The 21,304-nt window shown below is 58.7% G+C and carries 22 protein-coding genes, 1 tRNA gene and 1 pseudogene; 16 read left to right on the forward strand and 8 right to left on the reverse strand.

Annotated features, from left to right (window positions below; translation table 11 throughout):
- Positions 1-281: 281 nt before the first annotated feature.
- The 4 genes and pseudogenes from ACYZTW_RS17730 to ada form a co-directional block, all read left to right on the forward strand.
- Positions 282-572: pseudogene (locus tag ACYZTW_RS17730) on the forward strand (methylated-DNA--[protein]-cysteine S-methyltransferase); the annotation flags it as partial.
- Complete coding sequence (locus tag ACYZTW_RS17735) at positions 569-1,273, forward strand: 2OG-Fe(II) oxygenase (protein WP_462001104.1); 705 nt, start codon at positions 569-571, stop codon at positions 1,271-1,273. The pseudogene ACYZTW_RS17730 and the gene ACYZTW_RS17735, both read left to right, overlap by 4 nt.
- Positions 1,263-1,943: a DNA oxidative demethylase AlkB gene (gene alkB / locus ACYZTW_RS17740; protein ID WP_462001105.1), complete on the forward strand. Its 681-nt coding sequence runs from the start codon at positions 1,263-1,265 to the stop codon at positions 1,941-1,943. The genes ACYZTW_RS17735 and alkB overlap by 11 nt, the downstream gene beginning before the upstream one ends.
- 85 nt (positions 1,944-2,028) lie before the next feature.
- Positions 2,029-3,102, forward strand: coding sequence for a bifunctional DNA-binding transcriptional regulator/O6-methylguanine-DNA methyltransferase Ada (ada, locus tag ACYZTW_RS17745; RefSeq protein ID WP_462001106.1), 1,074 nt, complete (start codon positions 2,029-2,031; stop codon positions 3,100-3,102).
- Here the strand turns inward: ada and ACYZTW_RS17750 are convergent.
- Together ACYZTW_RS17750 and acuI are read right to left on the reverse strand one after the other, a co-directional pair.
- Entirely contained in the window at positions 3,066-3,554 is a 489-nt protein-coding gene (locus ACYZTW_RS17750; RefSeq protein ID WP_462001108.1) for a GyrI-like domain-containing protein, read from the reverse strand. The genes ada and ACYZTW_RS17750 overlap by 37 nt on opposite strands.
- A 52-nt stretch (positions 3,555-3,606) precedes the next feature.
- Complete coding sequence (gene acuI, locus ACYZTW_RS17755) at positions 3,607-4,590, reverse strand: acrylyl-CoA reductase (NADPH) (protein WP_462001109.1); 984 nt, start codon at positions 4,588-4,590, stop codon at positions 3,607-3,609.
- Between the two features lie 189 nt (positions 4,591-4,779).
- Here acuI and ACYZTW_RS17760 point away from each other — a divergent pair, with 189 nt between their 5' ends.
- The 8 genes from ACYZTW_RS17760 (at position 4,780) to ACYZTW_RS17795 (ending at position 10,999) form a co-directional block, all read left to right on the forward strand.
- The gene (locus ACYZTW_RS17760) at positions 4,780-5,844 is read left to right on the forward strand and encodes an NAD(P)H-dependent flavin oxidoreductase (protein ID WP_462001110.1); all 1,065 of its coding nucleotides are present in this window, start codon (positions 4,780-4,782) and stop codon (positions 5,842-5,844) included.
- A 262-nt stretch (positions 5,845-6,106) separates the two neighbouring features.
- Entirely contained in the window at positions 6,107-6,874 is a 768-nt protein-coding gene (gene modA / locus ACYZTW_RS17765; RefSeq protein ID WP_462001111.1) for a molybdate ABC transporter substrate-binding protein, read from the forward strand.
- Positions 6,875-7,555, forward strand: coding sequence for a molybdate ABC transporter permease subunit (modB, locus tag ACYZTW_RS17770; RefSeq protein ID WP_462001112.1), 681 nt, complete (start codon positions 6,875-6,877; stop codon positions 7,553-7,555). It abuts the gene before it with no gap.
- 3 nt (positions 7,556-7,558) lie between these two features.
- Positions 7,559-8,638, forward strand: a complete 1,080-nt coding sequence (gene modC, locus ACYZTW_RS17775; protein WP_462001113.1) for a molybdenum ABC transporter ATP-binding protein — start codon at positions 7,559-7,561, stop codon at positions 8,636-8,638.
- A gap of 75 nt (positions 8,639-8,713) precedes the next feature.
- The gene (locus tag ACYZTW_RS17780; RefSeq protein ID WP_462001114.1) at positions 8,714-9,754 is read left to right on the forward strand and encodes a DNA topoisomerase IB; all 1,041 of its coding nucleotides are present in this window, start codon (positions 8,714-8,716) and stop codon (positions 9,752-9,754) included.
- Between the two features lie 72 nt (positions 9,755-9,826).
- The gene (locus ACYZTW_RS17785; RefSeq protein WP_462001115.1) at positions 9,827-10,048 is read left to right on the forward strand and encodes a hypothetical protein; all 222 of its coding nucleotides are present in this window, start codon (positions 9,827-9,829) and stop codon (positions 10,046-10,048) included.
- A gap of 125 nt (positions 10,049-10,173) precedes the next feature.
- Positions 10,174-10,404: a hypothetical protein gene (locus ACYZTW_RS17790; RefSeq protein ID WP_010460746.1), complete on the forward strand. Its 231-nt coding sequence runs from the start codon at positions 10,174-10,176 to the stop codon at positions 10,402-10,404.
- 310 nt (positions 10,405-10,714) lie between these two features.
- Positions 10,715-10,999, forward strand: a complete 285-nt coding sequence (locus tag ACYZTW_RS17795; protein WP_462001116.1) for a hypothetical protein — start codon at positions 10,715-10,717, stop codon at positions 10,997-10,999.
- Here the strand turns inward: ACYZTW_RS17795 and ACYZTW_RS17800 are convergent.
- On the reverse strand, positions 10,996-11,682 hold the full coding sequence (locus ACYZTW_RS17800) for a TetR/AcrR family transcriptional regulator (RefSeq protein ID WP_462001117.1): 687 nt from the start codon (positions 11,680-11,682) through the stop codon (positions 10,996-10,998). The genes ACYZTW_RS17795 and ACYZTW_RS17800 overlap by 4 nt on opposite strands.
- 180 nt (positions 11,683-11,862) lie before the next feature.
- Between ACYZTW_RS17800 and ACYZTW_RS17805 the strand changes: the two genes are divergently transcribed.
- Complete coding sequence (locus tag ACYZTW_RS17805) at positions 11,863-12,699, forward strand: NAD(P)H-binding protein (RefSeq protein WP_462001118.1); 837 nt, start codon at positions 11,863-11,865, stop codon at positions 12,697-12,699.
- Positions 12,700-13,198: 499 nt separating this feature from the next.
- Positions 13,199-13,393, forward strand: coding sequence for a hypothetical protein (locus ACYZTW_RS17810; protein WP_462001119.1), 195 nt, complete (start codon positions 13,199-13,201; stop codon positions 13,391-13,393).
- 58 nt (positions 13,394-13,451) lie between these two features.
- Here the strand turns inward: ACYZTW_RS17810 and ACYZTW_RS17815 are convergent.
- From ACYZTW_RS17815 to ACYZTW_RS17835, 5 genes are all read right to left on the reverse strand, one after another.
- Positions 13,452-13,538, reverse strand: a tRNA-Leu gene (locus ACYZTW_RS17815).
- A gap of 514 nt (positions 13,539-14,052) precedes the next feature.
- The gene (locus ACYZTW_RS17820) at positions 14,053-15,648 is read right to left on the reverse strand and encodes a DHA2 family efflux MFS transporter permease subunit (protein ID WP_462001120.1); all 1,596 of its coding nucleotides are present in this window, start codon (positions 15,646-15,648) and stop codon (positions 14,053-14,055) included.
- Complete coding sequence (locus ACYZTW_RS17825; protein WP_462001121.1) at positions 15,645-16,742, reverse strand: HlyD family secretion protein; 1,098 nt, start codon at positions 16,740-16,742, stop codon at positions 15,645-15,647. The genes ACYZTW_RS17820 and ACYZTW_RS17825 overlap by 4 nt, the downstream gene beginning before the upstream one ends.
- Before the next feature lie 116 nt (positions 16,743-16,858).
- Complete coding sequence (locus ACYZTW_RS17830) at positions 16,859-17,272, reverse strand: cupin domain-containing protein (protein ID WP_462001122.1); 414 nt, start codon at positions 17,270-17,272, stop codon at positions 16,859-16,861.
- 82 nt (positions 17,273-17,354) lie between these two features.
- Entirely contained in the window at positions 17,355-18,116 is a 762-nt protein-coding gene (locus ACYZTW_RS17835; RefSeq protein WP_462001123.1) for an SDR family oxidoreductase, read from the reverse strand.
- Positions 18,117-18,375: 259 nt separating this feature from the next.
- Between ACYZTW_RS17835 and ACYZTW_RS17840 the strand changes: the two genes are divergently transcribed.
- Positions 18,376-19,974, forward strand: a complete 1,599-nt coding sequence (locus ACYZTW_RS17840) for a winged helix-turn-helix domain-containing tetratricopeptide repeat protein (RefSeq protein WP_462001124.1) — start codon at positions 18,376-18,378, stop codon at positions 19,972-19,974.
- A 517-nt stretch (positions 19,975-20,491) separates the two neighbouring features.
- Positions 20,492-21,301: a glycosyltransferase gene (locus tag ACYZTW_RS17845; protein WP_462001125.1), complete on the forward strand. Its 810-nt coding sequence runs from the start codon at positions 20,492-20,494 to the stop codon at positions 21,299-21,301.
- Positions 21,302-21,304: the final 3 nt, after the last annotated feature.

Below are 21,304 nucleotides of genomic sequence, written 5' to 3' on the forward strand. Positions count from 1 at the left end.
GGAGTGTTAACGAAGTCCCCGCTCCCTAGACTGGCCACCTCAACCTTTGGTTAAGGAGTCAGAACATGCCTACTTCCTCGATTCGCTTCATCAGCGGCACTTCCAGCCTTGGCATCTTGCTGCTGGCGTTCAGCGCCGAGGGGCTGTGCGCGCTGCTGCTCGGTGACGACCTCGCCACGCTGGAACGCGATCTTGCGCGGCGCTTCCCCGGCCCACAAGCACCGCAGCGCGATGAGGGCTTGATGCCTGCGCTCGAGCAAACGCTGCGCCACCTCGAAGACCCGCGCACTACCCTGGATTTGCCGCTGGATCTGACAGGCAGCGTGTTTCAACGGCGAGTCTGGGATGCCCTGCGACAAATACCGGCGGGTGAAACCGCCAGCTACCAGGACATCGCGCGACAACTGGGTCAACCCACGGCCTTTCGGGCAGTGGCCAATGCATGCGGAGCGAACCCGCTGGCGGTGATCGTGCCGTGCCATCGAGTGCTGCGTCAGGATGGCAGCCTCGGCGGCTACCGTTGGGGGCTGGAGCGCAAACGGCAACTGCTGGAGCGTGAGGCGCAGAGATGAGCGAGCGTTCTCTCGGTGGACTGGACTGGGCCATGCTCGAGCAACAACTCGATCAGGATGGCTGCGCGATCATCAGGTCGCTTTTAAGCCACGAGACGTGCGATGAAATCAGCACTCTGTATGCCAGTGCCGAACCGTTTCGCTCGCAAGTGATCATGGCTCGTCACGGCTTTGGCCGTGGCGAGTACAAATACTTCAGGTACCCGCTGCCGGATATCGTCGCCCGTTTGCGCAGTGCGCTTTACCCCAGGCTAGTGCCGATAGCCAATCGCTGGTACGAGCACATGGACCTGCCGACCCGTTTCCCTGAAACACACGAAGCGTTCCTCGAACGCTGCCATGCCGCTGGTCAGGAACGGCCTACGCCGTTGTTGCTGCAATATGGACCGCAGGACTACAACCGCTTGCATCAGGACCTGTACGGCGAACACGTCTTCCCGCTGCAAGTGGCGATTCTGCTGTCAGAGCCGGACGAAGACTTTACCGGCGGCGAGTTCGTGCTGACTGAACAGCGCCCACGGATGCAGTCGCGCCCCCAGGTCATTGGCCTGAAGAAAGGTGACGCACTGATCTTTGCCGTCAACCAACGACCGGTCAAAGGCGTTCGTGGTTATTACCGGGTCACTCTGCGCCACGGCGTGAGCCGCCTGCACAGCGGAAAACGGCATACCCTTGGAATCATCTTTCACGATGCGTTATGACCCCATGAACCCGATCACCTTCGACTTGTTTGCCGACGCCGAACCCGAGCAGCAACCCAGGCTCGATCAGATCGGCGAACAGTCCTGCGTCCTCAGAGGCTTTGCCCTGCCCTGGCTGGATCAGTTACTGCCCGCACTGGACGCGGTTCTGGCGGCTGCACCGTTTCGGCAGATGATCACGCCCGGGGGCTTCACCATGTCGGTCGCCTTGAGCAGTTGCGGCGTGCTGGGCTGGACCACCGACCGCAGCGGTTATCGTTATACCCGACATGATCCGCTGACCGGTCAACCCTGGCCGAAAATGCCCGACGTGTTTTTCGAACTGGCACAAGCGGCGGCGCGGGAAGCGAGGTTTGCGGATTTCGTGCCCGATTCCTGCCTGATCAACCGCTATGTTCCCGGAGCCAAGATGTCGTTGCACCAGGACAAAGATGAAGTTTCCTACGCCGCGCCCATTGTTTCAGTGTCCCTGGGATTGCCGGCGATGTTCCTGTTCGGCGGCTTCGAACGCAGCGATAAAAGCCAACGGGTGCCGCTGTTCCATGGCGACATCGTGGTCTGGGGTGGCGTGGACCGCTTGCGGTATCACGGCGTCTTGCCGATCAAGGATGGCCTGCATCCGCGACTGGGCGAACAGCGGATCAACTTCACCTTTCGTACCGCTGGATGAAGCCTTCGAATTCGACCGCAAGACCCGGAGTGCAGCGATCCCGTCAGCTGGTTAATCTGAATCAAACAGGTCAGGACATGAAGCCATGACAAGCCATTCGACAAAGATCGCCACCGAGAACGACCCCCGCTGGGCCGCCGTCGTCGCGCGTGATCCCAGGGCGGACGGACAGTTTGTGTATGCGGTGAAAACCACCGGCATTTACTGCCGCCCCAGCAGCCTGGCGCGCTTGCCTAAACCGCAGAACGTCGAATTCTTCGACACCGCCGAGCAGGCCCAGGCGGCGGGTTATCGCCCCAGCAAACGAGCCGCGAAAGATCAAAGCGAAGTCGCCGCGCAACATGCCGCGACGGTGGCGGCCGCTTGCCGCCAGATCGAAACCGCGGAGAGTCTGCCTGTACTGAGCGAACTGGCCTCTGCTGCGGGCCTCAGTAGCTTTTACTTCCATCGGGTGTTCAAAGCCGTTACCGGTCTGACACCCAAGGGTTACGCCACGGCTCATCGTTCACGCAGGGTCCGTGAACGCCTCGCGGACGGAGACTCAGTGACCGACGCGCTGTATGACGCCGGTTTTAACTCCAACAGTCGTTTCTATGAAGCAGCCGATCAGCTATTGGGTATGAAACCCGGTGATTACCGCGCAGCCGGTCAGAACAACGACATTCGTTTTGCCGTCGGCCAGTGTTCCCTGGGGGCGATTCTGGTGGCGCAAAGTGAACGGGGGATTTGCGCGATCCTGCTGGGCGATGACCCGCACCAACTGGTCTGCGATCTGCAGGACAAGTTTCGGCGTGCGAATCTGATTGGCGCCGACCACGCGTTCGAGCAACTGATCGCCAAGGTGGTTGGTTTTATCGAAGCGCCGGCCCTGGGCCTGGACTTGCCGCTGGATGTTCGCGGCACCGCTTTTCAAGAACGGGTCTGGCAAGCCCTGCGGGAGATTCCCGCCGGCTGCACCGCCAGCTACGCCGATATCGCTCAGCGAATCGGCGCGCCAAAAGCGATGCGCGCCGTGGCTCAAGCCTGCGGCGCGAACAGCCTGGCGGTGGCGATCCCTTGCCACCGCGTGGTGCGCAGCGACGGCAACCTGTCGGGCTATCGCTGGGGTGTGGAGCGCAAGCGTCAGTTGCTTGAACGCGAAAACCCGTCTGAATCCTGAATGCCGATATAGACCGACACTGAATCCGGGCCGGTGTAGACCTCGAAGTCTGTGGCGAACGTGCGGCAAACCTGCGGGTTGTCCTTAAAGTAGGCCCAGATCAGGCCCCACGTCTGAATGACGCTTTCCGGCATCGCCCCTTTGGCGCTGAACACCAGGTAATCGCCTCCCTCCACCTGAATCTGCGGAAAGTCCTCGGAGGGCGCGGTGACCGCCACACCCGCGGTCACATCGAAGTGGCCCGAAGCGTCGGACTCGTAGTTGGAATAGACGCCGTACATGAAGGAGTCCGGCTGTTTGTGGGGGATCTTGTCGAAGATTTCCTCAACGAAAAATTGCTCCCACATCGGGCCGATGCGCGCAGTGTCCGGCTGCTGCTCTGCGGTATTGAGGGTGCGCACTTGCAAACCCGAGACGCTAAAGGGCTGCACTTCACGCAGTTTTACATCCATGGTCGATAGTCCTTGTCTCTGTAGTTTGTCTGCTTGAATTAGGGTGAGACAGTCAACGATTGACGTCGACCACCACCCGCCCACGTAATTGACCGGCGAGCAATCGCGGTGCGGCCTCGATAACTTCGCTCAAACCGATTTCGTGGCTGATCAACGGCAGCAAGGCGAAGTCGAGATCCTTGGCCAGACGATTCCAGGCCAGTATCCGCTTGGCTTTGGGCTGAGTCACGCTGTTGATCCCGGCCAGGGTCACGCCGCGCAAAATGAACGGTGCGACTGAAGCCGGAAAATCCATGCCTTGCGCCAGACCACACGCGGCGACAGTGCCGTTGGCCTTCGTGCTGGCACAGGCGTTGGCCAGAGTGTGGCTGCCGACCGAGTCGATGACCGCTGCCCAACGCTCCTTGGCCAAGGGTTTGCCCGGTTCGGACAGTGTGGCGCGGTCGATGATTTCGCTGGCGCCTAATTGCTTGAGGTAATCGTGCTCAGAGGTGCGGCCGGTGGACGCGACCACCCGATAACCGAGTTTGCTCAACAGTGCGATGGCGAAACTGCCTACACCGCCATTGGCGCCGGTGACCAATACTTCGCCCTGCTCGGGCGTCACGCCGTTATGTTCCAGCGCCAGGATGCTCAGCATCGCCGTGTAACCCGCCGTGCCGATGGCCATCGCTTGCGCCGTGGTGAATGCCTTGGGCAGCGGAATCAGCCAGTCGCCGCTCAAGCGAGCCTTCTGCGCCAGTCCACCCCAATGTCCTTCGCCAACACCCCAGCCATTGAGTACGACTTGATCACCGACCTTGTAGTCCGGATGCTCACTGACTTCGACAGTACCTGCCAGATCGATGCCCGGCACCATCGGGAATTTTCGCACCACCGGGCTGCTGCCGGTGATCGCCAGGCCATCCTTGAAGTTCAGCGTGCTGTACGCCACACGCACCGTCACATCGCCCTCGGGCAATTGATCGTCATTGATCTCTTGCAGTGTGGCCCGGTAACCGCTGTCGTCTTTGTCGATCAAAATGCCTTGGAACATCGCTGCCTCCTAATGGAATCACTCAGTTGTGGTGCAATTGAAATAACACATAGCGATCTTTCACCGTACTCGACTTTAAGCCAAGAGTGGCACACGAACTGAAAACTCGACTGGCCTTATATCAGTCATAGCTGATACAAAAACGGTCCTACCGTCCCTGCCCTGTTATGACGTCGGAGAACCCTTCAAATGAGCAAATGGCCAGACACCCGCATTCTTGACCTGCTCGGCATTGAGCTGCCAATCATCCAGGCGCCCATGGCTGGCGCAACCAATTCGGCCATGGTTATCGCAGCCAGTAACGCCGGCGGCCTGGGCTCGATGCCGGCAGCCATGTTGAGCATCGATCAGTTGCGCGAGGAGCTGAAAACGATTCGCCAACACACTCAGCGCCCGATCAACGTCAACTACTTCTGCCATCAGCCACCCGCCGCCGATGAGCAACGCGCTCGAGACTGGAAGAATCTGCTGGAACCCTACTACCGGGAACTTGGCGTGGACTTCGACGCGCCGACGCCGGTGTCCAATCGAGCGCCGTTCGATAGCGCGGCCTGCGAGGTGATCGAAGAATTTCGCCCCGAAGTCGTGAGTTTCCACTTCGGTCTGCCGGAAAAGTCCCTGCTGGATCGCGTGAAAGCCACTGGGGCGAAAGTGCTCTCCTCGGCCACCACCGTCGAAGAGGCGATCTGGCTCGAGCAGCAGGGTTGTGACGCGATCATTGCCATGGGGTACGAAGCCGGCGGCCATCGGGGCATGTTTCTCAGTGATGATCTGAGCAGCCAGGTGGGCCTCTTTGCGCTGGTGCCCCAGATCGTCGATGCGGTGAAAGTGCCGGTGATTGCTGCCGGAGGGATTGCCGATGCACGAGGCGTCGCGGCGGCTTTCCTGTTGGGGGCTTCGGCTGTCCAAGTAGGCACGGCGTACTTGTTCACGCCAGAGGCCAAGGTCAGCGCGTCTCATCACAAGGCGTTGCGCACGGCCAAGGAAAGTGAGACAGCCGTCACTAACATTTTCACCGGACGCCCGGCGCGCGGAATTCTCAATCGGGTGATGCGCGAACTTGGGCCAATGAGCGCCAAAGCACCGGCCTTCCCGCTGGCGGGTGGTGCGCTGATGCCGTTGCGAGCCAAAGGAGAAGCGGATTTCAGCAATCTCTGGGCGGGTCAGGCATTCACGCTGGGCGCTGAAATGACCACGGCGGAGTTGACCCGGAAGCTGGCAGATGAAGGGTTGGCGAAATTGCTTCGTCGGTAACGCACGTTCTTGTAGCAGCTGGCGCAGCCTGCGTTCGGCTGCGAAGCGGTCGTGAAACCAGACACCGCGGTCTTTCAAATTAATCGTGGCAGCTGAATTTACGACTGCTGCGCAGCCGAACGCAGGCTGCGCCAGCTGCTACAGGTTATGCGTGGCCTCAATAACACGCATCCGACACATTCCGTTTGCAGGCAATTCGCTATATATTCCGCTATATAGCGTTTTACCCCCTCGCTGCACTTGCCTGCCACGGAGCCGTTTCATGACCATTCGTGCCTCACGTTTTGCCCCCACCTGCCTGGCAACCCTGCTCGCAGTGTTCGCTTTCGGGTCCGCCCAGGCGGACGAAGTCCAGGTCGCCGTCGCAGCCAACTTCACTGCTCCGATTCAGGCGATCGCCGCCGATTTCGAAAAAGATACTGGGCATAAACTGGTCGCCGCCTATGGCGCAACCGGCCAGTTCTATACCCAGATAAAAAATGGCGCACCGTTCGAAGTGTTCCTCTCGGCGGACGACACCACCCCGCAAAAACTCGAATCCGAAGGCGACACGGTCAAGGGCTCGCGCTTCACCTACGCCATCGGCACCCTGGCGCTGTGGTCGGCCAAGGACGGTTACGTCGATGCCAAAGGCAAAGTGCTGAGCGACAACCAGTATCAGCATCTGTCCATCGCCAACCCGAAAGCAGCGCCTTACGGTCTGGCCGCTACTCAGGTGCTGGCCAAGCTGGGCCTGACCGACAAGGTCAAAACCAAGATCGTTGAAGGCCAGAACATCACCCAGGCCTATCAATTCGTCTCCACCGGCAACGCCGAACTGGGTTTTGTGGCCTTGTCGCAGATCTACAAAGACGGCAAAGTCACCAGCGGTTCGGCCTGGATCGTTCCGGCCAACATGCACGAGCCGATCAAACAAGACGCGGTGATCCTCAACAAAGGCAAGGACAACCCGGCCGCCAAGGCGCTGGTTGACTACCTCAAAGGCTCGAAAGCCGCCGCTGTCATCAAATCCTACGGTTACCAACTCTAAATGACGCTATCGAGTGCCGACTTTTCTGCCATCTGGCTGACCCTGAAACTGGCGTCGCTGACGACGGTTATCCTGCTGGTCATCGGCACTCCGATTGCGTTATGGCTGTCGCGCACCCGCTCGTGGTTGCGCGGCCCGGTCGGGGCGATCGTCGCCCTGCCCCTGGTGCTGCCGCCGACGGTGATTGGCTTTTATCTGTTGCTGGCGCTCGGTCCGAACGGGTTTGTCGGCCACTTCAGCCAATCACTGGGACTCGGCCCCCTCACCTTCAGTTTTGCAGGGTTAGTGATCGGCTCGGTGCTCTACTCGATGCCGTTCGTGGTCCAGCCACTGCAAAATGCTTTTTCCGCCATCGGCACTCGCCCCCTGGAAGTGGCCGCGACCTTACGCGCCAATCCCTGGGACACGTTTTTCAGCGTGATCCTGCCGCTGGCCCGCCCCGGTTTCATCACCGCTGCCATTCTCGGTTTCGCCCACACCGTGGGTGAATTCGGCGTGGTGCTGATGATCGGCGGTAACATTCCTGACAAGACCCGCGTGGTCTCGGTGCAGATCTACGATCACGTCGAAGCCATGGAATACGCCCAGGCCCATTGGCTGGCCGGCGCAATGCTGGTGTTCTCCTTTATTGTGTTGCTGGCGCTCTACTCCAGCCGTAAAACCAAAGCGGGCTGGAGCTGATCGATGATTCATACGCGTCTGAAACTGAAGTATTCAGGGTTCGCCCTAGAGGTGGATCTGCAATTGCCCGGCCGCGGCGTCACGGCACTTTACGGTCATTCCGGTTCGGGCAAGACCACCTGCCTGCGTTGCATCGCTGGCCTTGAGAAGGCTGAGCAGGGTTTCATCCAGGTCAACGATGAAGTCTGGCAGGACAGTGACAAGAAGATTTTCGTGCCGCCACACAAACGGGCGCTGGGTTACGTCTTCCAGGAAGCCAGTCTGTTTCCCCATCTGTCGGTACTGGCCAATCTGCAGTTCGGCCTCAAGCGCATTCCTCGCCAACAGCGCCGGGTCGACATGGCTCACGCGACCGAACTGCTCGGGATTGGCCACCTGTTGGATCGCCATCCGCAGCACCTTTCCGGAGGAGAACGGCAGCGAGTCGGCATCGCCCGCGCCTTGCTCACCAGTCCCAAACTGTTGCTGATGGACGAGCCGCTGGCAGCGTTGGATAGCCAACGCAAAAACGAAATCCTGCCTTACCTGCAGCGACTGCACGATGAACTGGACATCCCGGTGCTGTACGTCAGCCACTCACAGGATGAAGTCGCGCGGCTGGCCGATCACATCGTCTTGCTGAGTGAAGGCAAAGCGCTGGCCAGCGGCCCTATCGGGCAAACCCTGGCCCGCCTCGACCTGCCCTTGGCGCTGGGCGACGACGCCGGCGTGGTGATCGAGGGGCACGTCAGTGCCTATGACGCCGACTATCAGTTGCTGACCCTGCAACTGCCCGACACAACCCTGAACATTCGGGTGGCTCACTCACCGATGACCCCGGGTCAGGCGCTGCGCTGCAAGGTTCAGGCGCGGGATGTCAGCCTGAGCCTGCAAAGCGTCGAGCAAAGCAGCATCCTCAATCGCCTGCCGGTCACCGTGATCAGTGAAATGGGCGCGGACAATGCCGCCCACGTGCTGATCCGTCTGGACGCTGGCGGCACGCCGCTGCTGGCGCGGATCACCCGCTACTCTCGGGACCAATTGGGCGTGCACCCCGGCCAACAACTTTGGGCACAGATCAAGGCGGTAGCGGTGCTGGCCTAAATCCGCTGGCACGACTGCAACGGCGTGCGGTCAATGGCTGTAACGGCCCCTGATCCATCGCCAAGGACTACCGCCATGCCCGATACCGCGCTGCCCGATGCGCTGCCATCCGACCTGCATTACGTCGATGACACCCAGCCCGGCATCGCCCGCAAGAAACTGCGCGGCAAGTTCTTCTACTTCGATCCAACGGGCCAGCGCATCACGGACCCGGACGAGATCAAACGCATCAACGCCCTCGCCGTGCCCCCCGCCTACACCGATGTATGGATCTGTGCCGACCCGCGGGGCCATCTGCAAGCCACCGGTCGTGACGCCCGAGGTCGCAAGCAATACCGTTATCACCCGCGCTGGCGAGAAGTGCGCGATGCCGACAAATATTCGCGCCTGCGGGACTTTGGGCTGGTGCTGCCGAAACTGCGCAAACAGCTTGAAACTCTGTTGTCGGCTCCCGGCTTCAGCCGCGACAAGGTCATGGCCACAGTTATCACTTTGCTCGATGCGACGCTGATCCGGGTCGGCAACACCCAGTACGCGCGGGACAACCGCTCCTACGGCCTGACCACCCTGCGCAACCGTCACGTCGAGGTCAACGGCAACGCGATCCTGTTCCAGTTCCGTGGCAAGAGCGGCGTCGAGCACCAGATCACCGTGAAAGACCGGCGCCTGGCGCGGATCATCAAACGTTGCCTGGAAATTCCCGGGCAAAACCTGTTTCAGTACCTGGATGAAAACGGTGAGCGACACACCGTCAGCTCCTCCGACGTCAACGCCTACCTGCAAACCCTCACCGGTGCCGATTTCACTGCCAAGGACTACCGCACCTGGGCCGGCAGCGCGTTGGCGTTGGCAGTTTTGCGGAAACTGCAGTGGGAGCCTGAGTCGGATGCGAAGCGACATGTGGTGGAGATGGTCAAGAACGTTGCCAAACAACTGGGTAACACTCCGGCAGTCTGCCGCAAGTGCTACATCCACCCGGCGGTACTCGATGGTTTTCTTTTGGGTGCGTTGGCTGAGTTACCCAGGCCACGAGCGCGCAAAGGGCTCAGGGCGGAGGAAGTCGGGCTGGCGGTGTTTTTGGAGATGAGGGTCGCAACCGTTGAAGCGACGAACTGACCTGCCTATTTTTTGCACGATCGCAAATGGCTTCTATAGTTGTTGTGAACCTGAATTAGCTGCGGTGACGCCATGGAAGACATTTTCGTTGTGAAGCGTTGCAACAAGATCATCATCCATGGTCGCCGAGCCGGAGAAACCAACCATCCACCGCCCGATGCCGCCGTCTGGTATCGCATCGCTGATACTCGAACCCACGGCTTCATCGGTGACGGTTTCGATCGTGAAGAAGACGCTCGACGTGAATGCTGGCGGCTCAATTCCAGGTCACAAGTGACGGCCCGACAAGGCTGAGGTCACCTGCCTTTTACGGGTCTATACTGAAAAAGCTGAAGGAACAGTGACCCCATCGGCAGAAAGCTCGCTCCCCGCGGGCTTTTTGCTGCCAAATACAGGTTTCTTGAACGGAGGTGTTTGCCATGTCCGAAAAAGAGTCCATCACCACTCTGCTCACCCTGCTCGACTCCCGTCAGGCTCGCCTGGCAGCGGCGTGCAAGGAAATCGCCGACTGGGTCGATCATCAAGGCGGGCACCCGACGGCCCTCAGAATCCGTGATCGTCTGAACGACATCGAGAAGGACGCGCCACTGATTCGCAATACGCTGTCGTCGCTCAAACCTGTCGACCCGCCCCTGCCGCGGTTCAGATGATTCGATCTGGACATCCTCAAGGACACGGCCTGATTCAGGACGCATGAACGGCGACCTTCTCGTCACCGGGTGCGTCCTTGCCTGAACACTTCCTGCTACACCCCCCAACCCGGCCTGGCGCTGGGCTTTTTTATGGCTAAGCAGTCTGTTTCACACCGTGTTCACAACTCACGCCCTACAGTGACCGGACTCCTTTGAAGACTCCCCCTGGCCCGCCCGCATGCGGGCCTTTTTTTTTCCCATTAATCAGGCAACGAACGTCACCGTACGCTGGAGGTCAAACCATTACACGCAACAAAGGAGACGTCTGATGGTTACTCACTACAAAGTCGGCGGGCATCTGGCCTGCGGTCACAAAGGCACCAAGCTCGTTTCAACCAGCGAACTTACCCGGGTGAAATGCAGAAGCTGCCGAAACACCGATGCATTCAAAGACGCGCGTAAAGACCAGCGTAACGCTGCACGCCGCGCCGCACGCAAAGCCAAAGTTACGCACACCGCCAATGACTGGCGTGCGGCCTGGGTCGAACGGCTCACCGCCATGCCTGGACTGCAACGATTGCCTCGTGGTTTTACCGGTCAACCCTTCGTTTAACTGACAGCTTTGGCGGCTGAATCGAACTCACTCGATCCGGCCGCTGGCGCCATGATTTCGCGCAACGACATGCGCTTGAAGGCCTCGACCAGACCACGCCCCTCCTCGGGTGCACATGAGATGGCCAGCCGCATGGTCGCCTCCCCCAGATGCCAGATCAGAAACGCGGATTCCCGAACCCGCAACGCATCGCTGTCGGGGAATACCCGAAGCATCGCGTCGGCCAATACCCCGCCCGCAATACGACTCTCCTGCAGTTCCAACTCCATGAGCTGTTTGTCCGCCTGCATCCCGGACCAGATATCACGCATCGCCGGAGTAGCCAAAACGATCTCGTAATACTGATCGAGCAGCTCCGAATAGGCTGCTCCAAGCCCCCGCGCGTCCTCGACCGCTCCCAATGCCTCTTCGATGCAGCGACGGCTTTCGGCGTTATAGCGCTCGGCCAACATCCGAATCACCGAACTCTTGTCGGGAAAGTATTGGTAAAGCGATCCGATCGATATCTCTGAACGCTCGGCAATTTCACTCATTTTTAGTTGATCGCTGCCCTTGGTCGCGATCAGTTGAGTCGCAACGGCCAGAATTCGCTCCTGACGCTCTCGACTGCGTTGTTGCGTGGGGTTGCGCCGAGTCGGCTCTGAAACAAGCGGCTCGGGCACCTCAGGAATTTTCTTGGGCACTGGTGCGCTTCCCGTTCAATAAACATGACATAGGCTCACCTTAGCACCGCTCATCAACGCGCCCAACAGGTAGCGTCCATACGTCGGCTCTTCGGTTCTAATCGTTGACGACATAACGTGAGGGTTCATCATCTTTTTAACATGAGCATCACTCACATTAACCCAATGGAGATGAACGCGATGAAAACCACTCAAGACAACATCCTGATTCTCGGCGCAACTGGCAAAACCGGACGACGGATAACCCAACGATTGGAAACTGCCGGCCTGCCTGTTCGCCTGGGTTCCCGCAGGGCGACTCCACCCTTCGACTGGGAAGATCGAGCTACCTGGGAAGCAGCGCTTGATGGCATTCACGCGGTCTACCTCTCCTTTCAACCAGACCTCGCCGTCCCCGGCGCGCTCGAAACGGTTCAGGCATTCACCGATCAGGCGGTCAAAAGCGGCGTCAGCAAACTGGTGCTGCTATCAGGGCGCGGCGAGGTCGAAGCAGAACAGGCCGAACGCGTCATCCAGAACAGCGGAGTCGACTGGACAATCCTGCGAGCCAGCTGGTTCTTCCAGAATTTCAGTGAGGCGCACTTCCTGGAACCTATCCTTCAAGGGGAATTGGCCCTCCCCGTCGGTCATATCGCAGAACCCTTCATCGATGCAGAAGACATCGCCGAGATCGCGGTCGAGGCACTGACCAAACCAGGGCACTCAGGCCATCTCTATGAACTGACCGGCCCTCGAGCGCTGACGTTTGCCGAAGCCGTCGATGAAATCGCCCGTGCGACAAAACGCGAAATCCGTTTCGCCGCAGTACCGCCGGACGCTTATCGTCAGGCGCTGGAACAGGAAGAGCTTCCTGCACAATTGATCGACCTGGTGCTGTATCTCTTCACCACCGTGCTTGATGGCCGCAATACACCAGTTGCCAATGGCGTGCAGCGTGCGCTGGGTCGGCCAGCGCGAGACTTTTCCGACTATGTGCGGCGTACGGCCGCTACGGGCGTCTGGGCAAATGAAGGATGAAATCGAAGCATCGTGCGCTTCCGATTGCGATAACGGGTGTGTGTGTTAGCTAGATGATGCTTAGCTAATACACACTGAACTTATTGTTAGTTGTCTTTTTAGTTTGATCTACAAGCCAAACTGAAACACTGTCACTGTGTGCTGTATTGCATTCTTCGCCGTACTTTTGATATTTGACACAAATGACATCGCCCGCAACTGTCCAACTGCCTCTTTCCACAGCATCACTGGAGATCTGGATTTTCGCAGTCCCGTCAGGACTCAGGGTTTCCCGGAAAGAGAGCCCCGAAGCCGTTACGCTGGTGAGCTTACGACCAATCAACGTCTGTTATATCTCACTGCTCAATATATGGTTTGGCTATAAGAGTAATAGCGGCATCAGCGAGGTGTGCACCATTGCCATGCAATTTTTTGGCGGCAAACAGATTCCTCGACTAGGGTTCTATCGAACCAAAATTGCGCCGACTGTGTTGGCGGGCACTCATCAAGGAGGGGACAGATGACATCAATTCGTAAAACCGAGCAAACCTATCGCACTTGGTCCAGCCCTATCTTGCTTGAACTCAAGGAGAGAGAGCACCAGCTGGACGCTGAAGCCCGCCAGGCCCTTCAAAATGTCTTGGTAGAGAGAAGGCTTGTCGATACCGGCAACCCTTCTGGCGAAGATCGACGCGTCGCTGATCCCAAAAAATAGCGACCCACAAACAAACAAGGGTTTGCATTAGCTTTCGCCCGCAAACCCTTGATTTATATGGTGCCCGAAGCCGGAATCGAACCGGCACGCCCTTACGAGCGGGGGATTTTAAGTCCCATGCGTCTACCAATTTCGCCATTCGGGCGGTAGCGCGGTAAAGCAGTCTGAAGACTGTCAAATAACAATCTGGCAGTTCTGACGCCTGTGCAGCAGAGGGGGAAATATATACATCCCGCCCCGGCGAAGCAAGTTCGCGACTGCCCTTTTCAAGACTAAATCTTGCAGGACAGCGCAAATAAAAAAGCTCCGTAAATCATAGATCTACGGAGCTCGTTTAAAGTGGAGGCCAAGGTCGGAATCGAACCGGCGTAGGTGGATTTGCAATCCATCCACAAAACAAGCTATTTCAATAGGTTAGCAGCTTTGCCGTTCCGCAAGCTACTGATTTTTAAGACCCTACAACCCACACCCGCTGCGGAAGGCATTTTAAGTTGCGCAAAGGCTCTTTCTCACTCCAAAGCGGTCATCTCGGTAGACCAACGACCGTCAGCAATCGGCCAAAAGCACTCATTCACCGAAAAGACGCTATCGAGCGCGCCTGCCTAATCCCAACTCGCCGAACACCTTGATCCAAAGCCCGACGGCTGGTGCGGCCTGTCTCACGCGCCAGTTTGCACAGCGCGCGCTTTCGCATGTCGCGAAAGACCAATCTTGATGCCGACCAGCAAGGGAGCGGCGACGACAAACAGCAGGGCCACGGCGTAGAACGCGGTATCGAAAGCAATCACCGTGGCCTGTCCCGACACGGCCTTGCCCACCAAGCTGGTAGCTGCCCGGCCTGCGGCTACTTGATCTATCCCCTTCCCCACCAACATCGCCGTGGTGGTCGTCAGACGTTCGATGAGCGCGTTTCCCCCAGGGCTGACGTTGGCGTCGAGGGCCGCGACATTGATGACGATGTTATGGTCGATCAGGGTTTGGAGCCCGGCGACACCCATTAAGCCGCCCAATTGACGCCCCGTATTGAACAGGCCTATGCCGCAGGCGAGGTTGCGGCTGTTGAGGTCGCTGAAGGCGATCAGCGTGATCGATAGAAACAGGAAGCCAAGGCCCAGGCCGCGCAACAGGATGGCCGTCATCATGTCGTCGGTGCCGCTTTCGCTGGTCGAACCGGACAGCATCCACATCGCACCCATGATCAGCAGGATGCCAACGGGCACTGTCGCAACCGGTGGAACGCGGCGGACCTTGATGAGAAAGGCAGCGATGAGCAGCGAGCCGACAAAAAGACCGCCACTGGGCAGCAGGAGCAAGCCGGCATCGGTCGGCGTGAATGCAAGCACCGACAGGGCGAACGCCGGAATCAGGAACGCGCTGCCGAACAAGGCGGCGCCGGCGACAAAACTGACGATAAAGGCAAAGGTAAAATCGCTCGATTTGAACACCGTGAAATCGAGCAATCCCTGACCTTTGGCCAAGACTTGCTGGCCGAGAAAAGCCAGCAGCGCTGCGGCGCCGATCATCGTCAGCATCAGGATGCGAGGTTCCTCGAACCAGTCCCATCGGCTGCCCTGACTGAAAACGTAGGTGAAACAGAACAGGGTGGCCGAGATCAGGGAGAAGCCGAGCCAGTCAAAGGGACGCTGCCGGCCCCTGGCGGGCATCGGGTGGTCTGCGATGAGCAAAAGGCCGGTCGCCGCCAAAGCCAGCGGCACCACGCTGAAGAAAATCCAGGTCCAGGACTGGCTGTCAATCAACCACCCTTGAAGGGCCGGGGCAATAGTCGCCGGCGCGACCACGGAGCCCATGGCAAACAGGGCTTGGAGGATCGGCTGAAGGGCACGCGGATAAGCACGAAAAATCATCGCCTGGCCCGCCACCAGCAGGGTGCCGCCGGCGAAGCCTTGAATGATGCGAAGCGCGATCAGCAGGTCCAGCCGAGCGGTGATGGCGGCCACGCAGCACGCCAGGCCCATGGCCAGGGTTGAACCGACGATCAGGTTACGCGCAGAAAAACGCTGTATCAGCCATGGGGCCGAGATGAAGCCGATCAGCTTGAGCGCGGTGTAGCCGATGTCCAGCCAGGCAAATTCATCAGGTGTTGCATAGGTGTCGCCGATGATATGGCCGCGCCCGATCGATAGAACGGTGCCGGCGATCGCTTCTGTCAGCGTGGCCAGCACGATGCCCACGATGAGCAGGGCGCCAGTCGTAGCCCTGGCACTGCTCGGCGTGGCGCTGGCAAAGGTGTTCATGAGCCTTTCCCTTGCATTACCTCCACCCGCGCGGACAGGCCAGGCACGATGCGCCCCGGCAGCGGATTGTTGGCCAGCCGGATCTTGACCGGAACCCGCTGCACGACACGGACAAAGTTGCCGGTTGCGTTGTCGGGCGGCAGCAAGCTGAACGCCGCCCCACTCCCCGGTGCAAAGCTGTCGACCACGCCTTCAAGTGCCGCGTTGGGGTAGCCATCGATCGTGATGCGCACGCGCTGACCGGGGCGGATATGTTCGAGCTGGGTTTCCTTGAAGTTCGCCACGACCCACACATCATTGACCGGCACGATATCGAGTAAGGAGACGCCCGGGGTCACGAACCGGCCGATGCGCACCTGGCGATTACCGATGACACCATCCACAGGCGCGTGCACCACGGTGTGGTCGAGATCGATCTGGGCGAGATCACGTGCAGCCTGTGCTTGCGACACAGCAGCCACGGCAGCCTCTCTCTCGGCCACATAGACGGCGATGTGTTGCTGTTGCGCCTCGACCGTTGCCGAAGCGGCCGATACCGAAGCCTCGGCTCTGGAACGTGCCGTGCCGGTTTCATCGACCAAGGCTTGGCTCACCGCGTTGCTGACGATCAGTTTGCGGCTGCGATCGTGGGTCTTTGTCGCCAGATTCATGTCGGCGGTGGCCGAACGCCTTTGGGCTTCGGCCTGCCGAATCAATGCACGCTGAAGCTGGGTCTGCGCATCGACATGGGTCAGGCGCGCCTTTGCAGCGCTGACATTAGCCTCTGCTTGCGCAAGCTTTGCGCGATAGTCCCGGTCATCGATACGGAACAGGACGTCACCCGCCCGGACGGTTTGGTTGTCCTCGACCTCTACCGCAGTGACATAGCCGGCCACCTTTGCGGCGAGTGAGGTCACGTCACCGCGAACATAAGCGTTATCGGTCAAGGTTGCGCCACTCGAAACAGCCATGGCCCCCCAGGCAGCCAAGATCACCACGGCGCCAACGCACAGCAGTATGCCGATTATCTTGCGTTTGCTTCGCCGCGCCACGACGACGGGGGTCCCGGCGCTTGCGCCGGAGGCAATGGTGGCCTTGTCCTGGAGCGAGTTCATTTTTTCATTTCCTGTTCAATGCCATGCACTGCAGCCGCCCCAGGGCAGCAGTGGCCTGCCGCTCTGCTGTCGAGCATTCGCCCTGCTGTCGAGCATTTATGAGCGCGTTGATCGGCTCACTTTTTGATAGGTGTGACGAGCGTCTTTTCGTCGGTGTCGAGGACGAACACGGCCAACAGGCGTGCAGGTTCGGTGTCGCTGGCGTTGGCGCTGACTTCGTGCACGGAACCCGGCTCCTCTACGAAGTTTTCGCCGGTGTGGTAGATCTTTTCCGGCTGGCCTTTGACTTTGATGCGAAACGCGCCCTCCAGGACCGTTGCATAGATGAAGGCCGTTTTCGGATGGGTGTGGGACGGCGACGCGGCGCCCGGCCCATACTCGACGACCACACCCTTCATGCTCTTGCCAGGGATGTTGGGAATGGGACGGTCAAACACGACTGTCACCTTGCCGGCGGGCGGCTCAGCGGCCGACGCTGCGCTGATCGACAGTGCTGCGAAAGCAGCGGCCAAGAGAAGTCGGGTAACCATGGCAATACTCCTTCGTGGGTAGGTGTTATGACGGCGCGCCCCATTACCGGGGCGACGCCTTCCTGAGTTGTCCCTGGAGGCCTCAGCGGCCCGCTTCGGCCATTGACTGGCTGAGCCAGTCTTCGAAACGGATCGCGCCCAGGCGTGGGTTCTTGCCGGGTGTCAGCGATTGATCGTCAAGCACGGCGCCGTAGTAGCGCGCGTGTACGTCCGGTACGACCTGGCGAGGATCCTGAGTGGCCCGCAGAAAGCGCCTGATCAGCTCGTCGAGCGGCAAGGCCTCGGGCCCCGCGACTTCGACCGTGCCATTAACCGGCGCAGCCAGCACGATGTCGGTAAGTGCCGCCACCACGTCGTCGGACGCCATCGGCTGGATCAGCGCCGGCGAAACGCAAAGCTCTTCGCCGACGGTAAACGAATGGGCAATGCCGCCGACAAATTCGAAGAACTGCGTCGCACGTAAAATGGAGTAAGGAATGCCGGATGCCTTGATCAGGTTTTCCTGCGCGACCTTGGCCCGGAAATAGCCGTTCTCGGGAAGCCGTTCGCTCCCGACAATCGACAGGGCTACGTGATGGCGAACCCCGGCGGCCGCTTCGGCGGCGAGCAGGTTACGGCTCGACGTTTCGAAAAAATCGAGGACGGCCTGATCCTCCCACGACGGCGCGTTCGCCACGTCGACGACGATGTCAGCACCATCCATCGCCTGGGCCAAGCCCTCGCGGGTGATGCTGTTTACGCCCGTGCTGGGGCTGGCCGCGAGCACGTCATGGCCGCGCTCGCGCAGGTTCTTCACAAGTTTCGATCCGATGAGGCCGGAGCCTCCGATGACGACGATCTTCATGGGCTTTCTCCACGTGTCGACTGCAACCATTGCGTCGGTGTAAAGGGAGATTGCCTGCGCGCGTGAGCGAAGTCCTTGTGCCTGCTATGGGTTTCCCTCCACGAAAGCTTGGTTTTACGTCCAAAGAAGCCGCCGTCCGACGTCGTCTCTGCTGCGGACGGTGCGGCGGGTTTAGCGCTGCCGTATCATCAATTTCAAATACTAATCGACAGTCGCCTGGGACACGGAGTTGAGGGCGCTTCGCCAGGGGAACCTCACTTTGCCATTCGTGTTTGAAGACTACGTGCTCGATGAGGAGCGCCGGGAACTCACCTTGCGCGGGCAAGTCGTGGCCGTCGGGCCGCAGGTTTTCGATCTATTGCTGCTGTTCGTCAACAACCCCGATCGCGTCGTCAGCAAAGACGACCTGCTCAAGACGGTGTGGAACGGCCGGATCGTCTCGGAATCGACGATCACCAGCCACATCAATGCGGTGCGCAAGGCCATCGGCGATACCGGCGAGGAACAGCGCCTGGTGCGCACCATCGCCCGCAAGGGCTACCGCTTCGTCGGCCAGATCAAGGCCGACGGGATCGGTGAAACGCAACAGTCTGACCGGCCTGACATCGACGAACGCGCGTCCACAGACCCGAAGGAGATGCCCTCCTCCTCGCTCGTCCTCCCGGACAAACCCTCCATTACCGTCTTACCCTTCCAAAATTTGAGCGGCGATCCGGAGCAGGAATATTTCGCTGACGGCATCGTGGAAGACATCATCGCTGCCCTGTCGCGTATCCGCTGGCTGTTCGTCATCGCGCGCAATTCGAGCTTCACCTACAAGGGCCGGACGGTGGACGCCAAGGGCGTCAGCCAGGAGCTGGGCGTTCGCTACGTGCTGGAAGGCAGCGTGCGCAAGTGCGGGAACAAGGTACGCATCACCGGGCAGCTCATCGACGCGACGAGCGGGACGCATATCTGGGCGGAGCGCTTCGAAGGCACGCTCAACGACATCTTCGAGCTGCAGGATCAAATCGCCGAAAGCGTCGTCGGTGCCATCGCGCCGCAACTCGAACGGGCAGAAATCGAACGCGCCAAACGCAAACCGACGGAAAGCCTGGACGCCTACGACTACTATCTGCGCGGAATGGCAAAACTGCACAATGGCACCCGGGAAGCCCTCGACCAGGCGCTGCCGTTGTTCTATAAGGCCATCGAGCTCGACCCGGAATTTGCATCGGCCTATGGTATGGCAGCCTGGTGCCACTTCTGGCGCAAGCTGAATGGCTGGATGACCGATCGGACGAAAGAGATCGCTGAGGGCGTAAGGCTTGCGCGTTTGGCGGTGACGCTCGGCCGCGATGATGCGGTTGCGCTGACACGAGGTGGACATGCATTAAGCCATCTCGCCGGCGATGTTGACGGCGGCATTGCATTGCTCGACAGGGCACGTCTGCTCAATCCCAATCTCGCCCCCGCCTGGTACCTGGGCGGTATCCTGCGCGCGCTGCGCGGTGAAACAGACGCCGCCATTGAGCATCTGACCCATGCCGTTCGCTTGAGTCCGCTGGATCCGGAAATGTTCAGGATGCAGGTCGGAATGGCGCTCGCGCATTTCTTCGCCGGGCGTTTCGATCCCACGACGCAATGGGCGGAAAAGGCGCTGGGCAACCTGTCCAGTTTCCTGGCCCCGGTGGCCCTGGTGGCGGCCAGTCAGGCCCTCAGCGGACGAATGGATAAAGCGAGGTTGGCGATGCAGCGTCTACGCGAACTGGATCCCTCGTTGCGCCTCTCCAACCTGAAAGACTGGCTGCCCATCCAACGGCCCGAGGATTTCGCGCGCTTCGTTGATGGACTGCGGTTGGCCGGGTTGCCCGAGTGACCGTGGAACGGTTCCATGAACTCAACGTCATCGGGAATGTGCAGGCAGACGATACGTTTGTTCGCCAGTTACGAGCGCAATCGTGCGGTGATTTTGTTGGAAGCCCTTGGAGCGAGAGGCGCCCTGAGTGACGCTGAATGGTGTGCATGATGTCCGAACAAGCAAGCCGCCCTGTTTGGGAAGGCTCTGTAGGTGCTAGCACACCGCATGACGTGACAAATTACCTGAATGCCTTACGCAAGCTCAGTTCACACCGCCCCAGGACGCACGCCTAACCAGCCTCCTGATGTAACGAATTAAGTCACGGACATTTACCTATAGAGCAGATCCTTATACGATGAAGTCCGCATCTACTGCTCTCCATCAGGCCTGAGTAAGCTATGGTTATTGTATGACAACGCGACTTAACAAATTGAACTCTATAGCCACGCAAGATTTTGCGCAAAAAACAAGCAAAAGCTGCATACAGGTTCAATTATTTTTAGAATTAAATACAACACCATTGAGCGCCTGAACGATGAACAATACTAGTTTTCCGGCTGAAAGCCATAAAACTTTCAGCATAGTTATAGTAAATTACAAAACACCAGAAATTACCAAGATATGCTTAGACTTATTGCACCAGCATGTGGGCAGCAACAGCGTCCCAATATGGGTAGTTGACAACTATTCCGCCGATGAAAGCACTGAGTATTTACGAACGCTTGACTGGATCAATTTAATCGAGCGCTCTGTTTCTGAACCAGAACCGGGCCATATCGCGCATGGCAAAGCACTTGACCTGGTTTTGGAGCGAGTTGAAACTGATTATTTATTCTTAATGCACACTGATACATTTGTTTTCGATAAAAATGTTTTTCCGATGATGCTAAATAAATGCTTGAAAAACCCAAAAGTCGTAGCCGTCGGTTGTGTTGAGCAATTAAACCGTGGCACCACGAGAGCTCTTTGGCGCTTTAGCTCACGACTATTCAAACACCATTTCAGGCACCTGAAAATCTCCATGGGATTACGTTCCAGAGAACCAAAACCGTACAGAGAAGTCTACTTGAAGAGTTTCTGTACATTGTGGAACTGCAAACTTATCAAACAGCACAACATGCATTTTTCGATGGATGATCGCGTGCCAGGCTATACGCTCCAAGATCGCATGACCGAGCTTGGCTATGTCGTTGAAATGTTATCACCGCGTAAAATTTTCAGCTATCTGGATCACATTCAGGCCGGCACGGTCGCAGCGGCTGGCGGCTATGATAAGACTCATAGACGAACCAAAATGTACAACAATATCCTTAAGCGTCTGAACAAGAATGACAGCAAAAATTAAGCT

This window comes from Pseudomonas sp. LB3P25 (genome assembly GCF_054897985.1).

Bases quoted from the DNA above. Each gene is read 5' to 3' on its own strand.
- ACYZTW_RS17735 (WP_462001104.1), top strand. From the start codon at position 569: ATGAGCGAGCGTTCTCTCGGTGGACTGGACTGGGCCATGCTCGAGCAA.
- alkB (WP_462001105.1), top strand. From the start codon at position 1,263: ATGCGTTATGACCCCATGAACCCGATCACCTTCGACTTGTTTGCCGAC.
- ada (WP_462001106.1), top strand. From the start codon at position 2,029: ATGACAAGCCATTCGACAAAGATCGCCACCGAGAACGACCCCCGCTGG.
- ACYZTW_RS17750 (WP_462001108.1), bottom strand. From the start codon at position 3,554: ATGGATGTAAAACTGCGTGAAGTGCAGCCCTTTAGCGTCTCGGGTTTG.
- acuI (WP_462001109.1), bottom strand. From the start codon at position 4,590: ATGTTCCAAGGCATTTTGATCGACAAAGACGACAGCGGTTACCGGGCC.
- ACYZTW_RS17760 (WP_462001110.1), top strand. From the start codon at position 4,780: ATGAGCAAATGGCCAGACACCCGCATTCTTGACCTGCTCGGCATTGAG.
- modA (WP_462001111.1), top strand. From the start codon at position 6,107: ATGACCATTCGTGCCTCACGTTTTGCCCCCACCTGCCTGGCAACCCTG.
- modB (WP_462001112.1), top strand. From the start codon at position 6,875: ATGACGCTATCGAGTGCCGACTTTTCTGCCATCTGGCTGACCCTGAAA.
- modC (WP_462001113.1), top strand. From the start codon at position 7,559: ATGATTCATACGCGTCTGAAACTGAAGTATTCAGGGTTCGCCCTAGAG.
- ACYZTW_RS17780 (WP_462001114.1), top strand. From the start codon at position 8,714: ATGCCCGATACCGCGCTGCCCGATGCGCTGCCATCCGACCTGCATTAC.
- ACYZTW_RS17785 (WP_462001115.1), top strand. From the start codon at position 9,827: ATGGAAGACATTTTCGTTGTGAAGCGTTGCAACAAGATCATCATCCAT.
- ACYZTW_RS17790 (WP_010460746.1), top strand. From the start codon at position 10,174: ATGTCCGAAAAAGAGTCCATCACCACTCTGCTCACCCTGCTCGACTCC.
- ACYZTW_RS17795 (WP_462001116.1), top strand. From the start codon at position 10,715: ATGGTTACTCACTACAAAGTCGGCGGGCATCTGGCCTGCGGTCACAAA.
- ACYZTW_RS17805 (WP_462001118.1), top strand. From the start codon at position 11,863: ATGAAAACCACTCAAGACAACATCCTGATTCTCGGCGCAACTGGCAAA.
- ACYZTW_RS17810 (WP_462001119.1), top strand. From the start codon at position 13,199: ATGACATCAATTCGTAAAACCGAGCAAACCTATCGCACTTGGTCCAGC.
- ACYZTW_RS17820 (WP_462001120.1), bottom strand. From the start codon at position 15,648: ATGAACACCTTTGCCAGCGCCACGCCGAGCAGTGCCAGGGCTACGACT.
- ACYZTW_RS17825 (WP_462001121.1), bottom strand. From the start codon at position 16,742: ATGAACTCGCTCCAGGACAAGGCCACCATTGCCTCCGGCGCAAGCGCC.
- ACYZTW_RS17830 (WP_462001122.1), bottom strand. From the start codon at position 17,272: ATGGTTACCCGACTTCTCTTGGCCGCTGCTTTCGCAGCACTGTCGATC.
- ACYZTW_RS17835 (WP_462001123.1), bottom strand. From the start codon at position 18,116: ATGAAGATCGTCGTCATCGGAGGCTCCGGCCTCATCGGATCGAAACTT.
- ACYZTW_RS17845 (WP_462001125.1), top strand. From the start codon at position 20,492: ATGAACAATACTAGTTTTCCGGCTGAAAGCCATAAAACTTTCAGCATA.